A 6166-nucleotide genomic window follows, 5' to 3' on the forward strand; every position below is an offset into this window, starting at 1 on the left:
TGCATGGATGGAAATTTTCTGTGGGTGGGCACCTTTTCCAAGGGACTCAACCGCATTGATTTACGCACCGGAAGAGTTAAGAACTATCAGAAGGGAATGAGAGAGGATGACTTGAGTTCGAATGATATTTTTTCGGTTTGTCGTTCCATATCAGGAACATTGTGGATTGGAACAACCTATGGTTTGCATACCTACGACAGAGAGTCGGATCGCTTTATACGGGTGGAAAAGTTGACAGGTATTTTTATTTACGATATGCTGGAAGATGATGCAGGTAACCTTTGGATTGCCACCTATGCAAACGGAATATATTGCTTTAATCCAGCTAATAATATATGGAAACACTTTGTACACGAAGAAAATAATCCATACAGCTTATCCACCGACAGGGTGCTGAGCGTTTTTCAGGATACGGCTAAGCGGTTATGGTTTACCACTCAGGGTGGTGGATTTTGTATGTATGATAAGGTACATGATAGGTTTGAACATTATAATTCCGAATCTTCTGCATTACCATCCAATGTTGTTTTTAATATGGTGGAAGATAACAGCGGAAAGCTCTGGATAACGACCAACGACGGATTATTTTGCTTTGATCCCGTAACAAAGGCAGGAAAGGTGTATACCGTTTCAAGCGGGTTGCTAAGCAATCAGTTTAACTATCAATCGGCTTTCAAAGACCGTTCCGGTAAAATATATATGGGAACAATTGAAGGTTTTATCGGTTTCGATCCGGCTAGCTTTACAGAAAACAGGTATGTACCGCCGGTGGTTATTACGGATTTTCTTTTGTTCAACCGTAAGGTGCCGGTAGCGACTAAAGATTCTCCTTTACCCAAAAGTATCAGTTTGCTGGATGCCATTACCCTTAAATCTAGTCAGCATTCATTCTCATTCCGTATTGCAGCGTTAAGTTATCAGTCGCCGCGGATGAATAAGCTGATGTATAAACTGGAGGGATTCGACAAGGAATGGTTTTACGTTAGGGAGTCTCCGGTAATCAATTATTCTAATCTGCCCTATGGATCCTATACTTTTATGGTTAAAGGGTCGAACAGTGATGGATTATGGAATGCTACTCCAACAACACTCGAAATTCATATTTTACCACCCTATTATCTTACTTTCTGGGCTTTTGCCTGTTATATCCTGGTTGTACTGGCAACGCTTTACGGAGTTTATCGTTACCTGAAAAATCGAAGTGTACAGAAGCACCGTCTGCAAATGGAAAAGTTTGAACGGGAAAAGGAGCGCGAACTTTATAATGCTAAAGTCGACTTCTTTACTCAGGTGGCGCATGAGATCAGAACTCCTCTTACACTTATCAAAAGTCCCCTTGAAAATATTTTGAAAGAAAATGAGTTTCAACCCGGAGTGGAAGAGGATTTACAGATTATGAGCAGGAATGCGAACCGGTTATTGGATCTGACCAATCAGCTGCTGGATTTCAGGAAGACAGAAAATAATGTCTTCCGGCTAGCTTTTGTTGAATGTGAGATAGTAGCATTACTGAAGGATATTCATGCGCGGTTTATACCGCTGGCAAAGCAGAGGTGTATTGATTTCAGAATGGATATTCCGTTGGATAGTTATGTAGTTTCATGCGACAGAGAGGCTCTGATTAAGATTGTGAGTAATCTGTTTTCCAATGCGTTGAATCATGCGGGTGGCTTTATTCATGTAAAGCTTGTGACCGAAGAACCTGCCGGTTGGTTTTCTGTTGTGGTGGCTAACGACGGAGAGATTGTTCCTTCCGAAATGAGAGAGGCTATTTTTAAACCATTTGTACAATATAATGACAAAGGGAAGAAGCAGACTTCGGGTACCGGTATCGGGTTGGCTTTGGCCCGTTCGCTGGCAGAATTGCATGAGGGTACCCTGATGATGGATGAAACACTTGAACTGAACGTTTTCCGGTTAACCCTTCCGGTTCATCACAAAGAGACTATCCGGTTGAATTCTGAGGTACCGCTTGCTATGGAAGATGTACATGCGACTTCTGAGTTTATTGCTCCGTTGTATGATATTCTCCCGGTTGATCAAAAAACGAACGACATCGAACCTGAATTGTCAAACGTGCAGACGAAATCCAACGAGAGAAAAGAAGTAGTTCTGGTTGTGGAAGATAATCAGGAGATGAGAGGTTTTCTGTGTCGTCATTTATCTCCACACTACACCGTATTAGCTGCCGCTGATGGTCAGGAGGCGATAGAAATGTTGGACACAAATTATGTAAATTTGATTGTGAGTGATGTTATGATGCCGAAGATAGACGGATTGGAGCTTTGTTCCCGGATAAAATCGGATCTGTCATATAGTCACATCCCTATCATTTTACTTACAGCCAAAACCAATGTACAGGCTAAAATAGATGGAATCCGTTCGGGTGCTGATGCTTATATCGAAAAACCATTTTCCATTGAATTCTTGCTTGTCAGCATTTCTGGTATGCTTACAAATCGTGAAAAATTGCATCAGGCATTTGTAAGCTCTCCTTTTATTGGGATAAACACGCTGGCGATCACAAAAGCCGACGAGTCTTTTCTGAAGATATTGAACGAAGAGGTAGAACGTAATATGTCGGATCCTGAGTTTAATCTGGATGATTTGGCGGCAAGTATGCACATGAGCCGATCCAGTCTGAACCGTAAGATAAAAGGAATACTTGATCTTACCCCTAACGACTATATTCGACTGGAACGACTTAAAAAGGCTGCCTCTTTGTTACAGGAAGGCGAGTGTAAGATAAATGAAGTGTGTTACCGGGTAGGGTTTAATACACCCTCTTATTTTGCCAAATGCTTCCAGAAACAATTTGGCGTTTTACCCAAAGATTTTGTGAATCCCTGAACGTAAGAGCTTTTTCATCCTCATTTGATTCGATTGTTTTATAGATTGACCGGATTGTTTTATCTCAAATAATTCGAATAGGGTACTTTTGTGCAGAGCAAACACGCTGTTTCAATTTAAAAACTATATGAAAAGAGTCATGAGTCCGATCCTTATTCTCAGTATTCTTCTTTCTTGTGGCTCAGGTGTGACGGGCGATCCATTGCCTGATAATCCTGAGGTGCCAGATGTGAAAACTACCTATAGAAATCCTGTAGTCAATTTTAGTCTGCCCGATCCAACAACTATTCAGGCAGCAGATAGCTCCTTCTATTTATATGCAACGGAAGATATCCGTAATGTACCTATCCTTCATTCGTCCGATTTGGTGAACTGGACGGAAGTCGGCACAGCTTTCACCGATCAGACACGCCCCAATTTCGAACCTAAGGGGGGGATTTGGGCTCCGGATATTAATCGTATTGGAGATAAATATGTATTGTATTACTCAATGTCTGTCTGGGGTGGCGAGTGGACTTGCGGTATTGGTGTTGCAACCTCGGATAAGCCAGAAGGACCTTTTCAGGATCATGGAATGTTGTTCAGAAGTAATGAAATTGGCGTGCAAAATTCCATCGATCCTTTTTATATAGAAGAGGGCGGTTCCAGGTATCTGTTTTGGGGCAGTTTCAGAGGTATTTTTGCCATCGAACTGGCCGACAACGGACTTTCGGTTAAACCGGGTGCTGAAAAAAAACAAATTGCAGGAACTGCCTACGAAGGGACTTATATCCATAAGAAAAATGGTTTTTATTATCTGTTTGCCTCTACAGGAACTTGCTGCGAAGGTTTGAAGAGTACATATACCACAGTGGTGGGACGTTCCAGCAACTTATTTGGCCCCTATGCCGATAAAAGTGGTCAAAGTATGCTTACCAACCATCACGAAGTCCTGATTCAGAAAAACAACTCTTTCGTGGGTACAGGTCATAATTCAGAAATAGTTACAGATAAAGCCGGCAACGACTGGATTTTTTACCATGGCGTGGATGTAAAGAATCCCCATGGCCGTGTGTTGTTGCTCGACAAGGTGCAGTGGAAGGAGGGCTGGCCACGCATCGAAACAAGTTCGCCATCAGTCCAATCACTCCTGCCTGTTTTTTAATAAAGATTAATTATGAGTATTTTATTTAGAAAATTCACATTCGGAGCATTGCTAGCCTCCACGCTTACTATTTTTGGTCTGCATGCCAACAGCTATGAACCATCGCAGACCGTTGCAAGTCTTTCGTTGAAAGTACCCGGAAACAATTCTAACACGTATCCGCTTACTTTCAACAGACTTGCCAACAGTAATTTTACGTACCAGCTTACTGCTGCAGAACCATTGCCAGTAACTATTTTTCAAAAAGTAGTGGAAAAAGGACAGAAGAAAGAATTGACCGTTTTTATTACGGCATCAGACGATGTTTATCTTCATTACAGTCAGCTTCTCCGCACCGGTTATCGTCACGAAGATTGTTTGTTTTATCTGCCGGGGTTCTGGTATCGCCGCAATCTGCGGTCGCCAAAAGAGGCTCCTTCCTTCCACACGTCGGATAGTTGGACTGTAAGGGAAGACCGCCTTAGTGCTCCTCTTACGGGTATCTTTAACGAAAAAAACGGAGAATCTCTTACCATTTCACGTAAGGATGATTTTGCTCACGAAGCTTTAACCACTCATAAAGAGGGTGAAGTGGTGTTGTCCGGTAAAACATCACTTGGCTATACAGGGTTCGAGAATCAAGACGGTGTTGCTAATCTCTCTTTTGGATTTCCGTATCAGGAAACTCCCCGTAGTTACATACGGAAGTTGACTTTGGCTCCGGCAGTTAAAGCTTTTCAATATGTAAAAAAAGGAGAGACTGTTATTCTGACATGGGAGATACAGGAGAATAGGTCGGCCGACTATTCCGCTTTTGTTCAACAAATGTGGGAATATGCATACGATAGTTATCAACCTCAACCAGTACAATCACCTTATACATCGGATCGGATGAAGGAGGTCTTGAGCAATTATTTTACAGAAAGTCTGGTAACCGAAAAACCATTGGTTTACACTTCGGGTGTACACCTGCCAACCTATGATTGTACCCCCGTCGGTATTGCTGAAGTGGGTTTTGTGGGCCGTGTTCTGCTCAATGCCTATAATGCCCTGGAATATGGTGAACAACAAAAACGATCGGACTTGCCTGCACAAAGTAAAAGAGTTTTCGACAGCTATCTGGCAAATGGTTTTACTTCTGCAGGATTCTTTAAAGAGTTTGTAGATTTTAAAACAGGCTATGAAGAAAAGACTCTTAGTATTCGCCGACAATCTGAAGGTGTATATGCGATATTGCACTACTTGCAATACGAAAAAGAACATGGACGAAAGCATCCGGAATGGGAGACTAAAATGAAACATATGTTGGACATGTTTTTACGTATACAACAAGGTGACGGAAGTTTCCCCCGTAAGTTTAAAGATGATTTTAGTATAGCCGATAAGAGCGGAGGGAGTACCCCTTCGGCTACATTGCCCTTGGTGATGGGATACAAATATTTTAATGATAAGAGATACCTTGATGGAGCCAAACGTACTGCCGGATATCTTGAAAAGGAACTCATATCTAAAGCTGATTACTTTTCATCTACGCTGGATGCCAACTGCGAGGACAAGGAGGCTTCATTATATGCTGCAACGGCTACATATTATCTGGCTTTGGTTTCCAAAGGAGCAGAGCGGGAGCATTATGCTTCACTTACAAAGAGAGCGTCGTATTTTGCGTTATCCTGGTATTATGTATGGGATGTGCCTTTTGCAAGGGGACAAATGTTGGGAGACCTTGGTCTCAAAACCAGGGGATGGGGTAATGTATCTGTCGAAAATAACCATATCGACGTCTTTATCTTCGAGTTTGCGTCGGTTCTTGATTGGCTGTCAGATTATTACAAAGAGCCGCGTTTTTCAGGCTTTTCCAAAGTGATAAGTAGCTCAATGAAACAGTTACTTCCTGTTGAAGGTAATCTTTGCGGCGTCGAAAAGAAAGGCTATTATCCTGAAGTAGTACAACATACTCAGTGGGATTATGGCAAAAACGGAAAGGGATTCTATAATGATATTTTCGCTCCGGGATGGACAGTTGCTTCACTTTGGGAGCTTTACAGTCCGGGGAGATCTGAAAAATTTCTTGGAAAATAAGGAATGAAGTAAATGATAAAATAGAATTTGTCAAAATTACCAACGGTTAATTTTGGATATTCAGATTTAGTACGTGAAAAACGCCGTAGAGTTTCATCCTACGGCGTTTTTATT

The 6166-nt window shown here is 41.9% G+C and carries 3 protein-coding genes; all 3 read left to right on the top strand.

All coding sequences use genetic code 11. The features are described from left to right. Positions 1 to 2850, top strand: a 2850-nt coding sequence (locus AB7E53_RS01750; RefSeq protein ID WP_446773819.1) for a response regulator, incomplete at its 5' end; no start/stop codon positions are given. 139 nt (positions 2851 to 2989) lie between these two features. Continuing rightward, a complete protein-coding gene (locus AB7E53_RS01755; RefSeq protein WP_446773823.1) occupies positions 2990 to 3994 on the top strand; it encodes a family 43 glycosylhydrolase in 1005 nt (334 codons plus the stop codon). Positions 3995 to 4006: 12 nt separating this feature from the next. After that, complete coding sequence (locus AB7E53_RS01760; RefSeq protein WP_446773821.1) at positions 4007 to 6052, top strand: hypothetical protein; 2046 nt, start codon at positions 4007 to 4009, stop codon at positions 6050 to 6052. Positions 6053 to 6166 lie beyond the last annotated feature (114 nt).

This window comes from Macellibacteroides sp. (assembly GCF_050251695.1).
Lineage (GTDB): Bacteria > Bacteroidota > Bacteroidia > Bacteroidales > Tannerellaceae > Macellibacteroides > Macellibacteroides fermentans.

Bases quoted from the DNA above. Each gene is read 5' to 3' on its own strand.
- AB7E53_RS01755 (WP_446773823.1), top strand. From the start codon at position 2,990: ATGAGTCCGATCCTTATTCTCAGTATTCTTCTTTCTTGTGGCTCAGGT.
- AB7E53_RS01760 (WP_446773821.1), top strand. From the start codon at position 4,007: ATGAGTATTTTATTTAGAAAATTCACATTCGGAGCATTGCTAGCCTCC.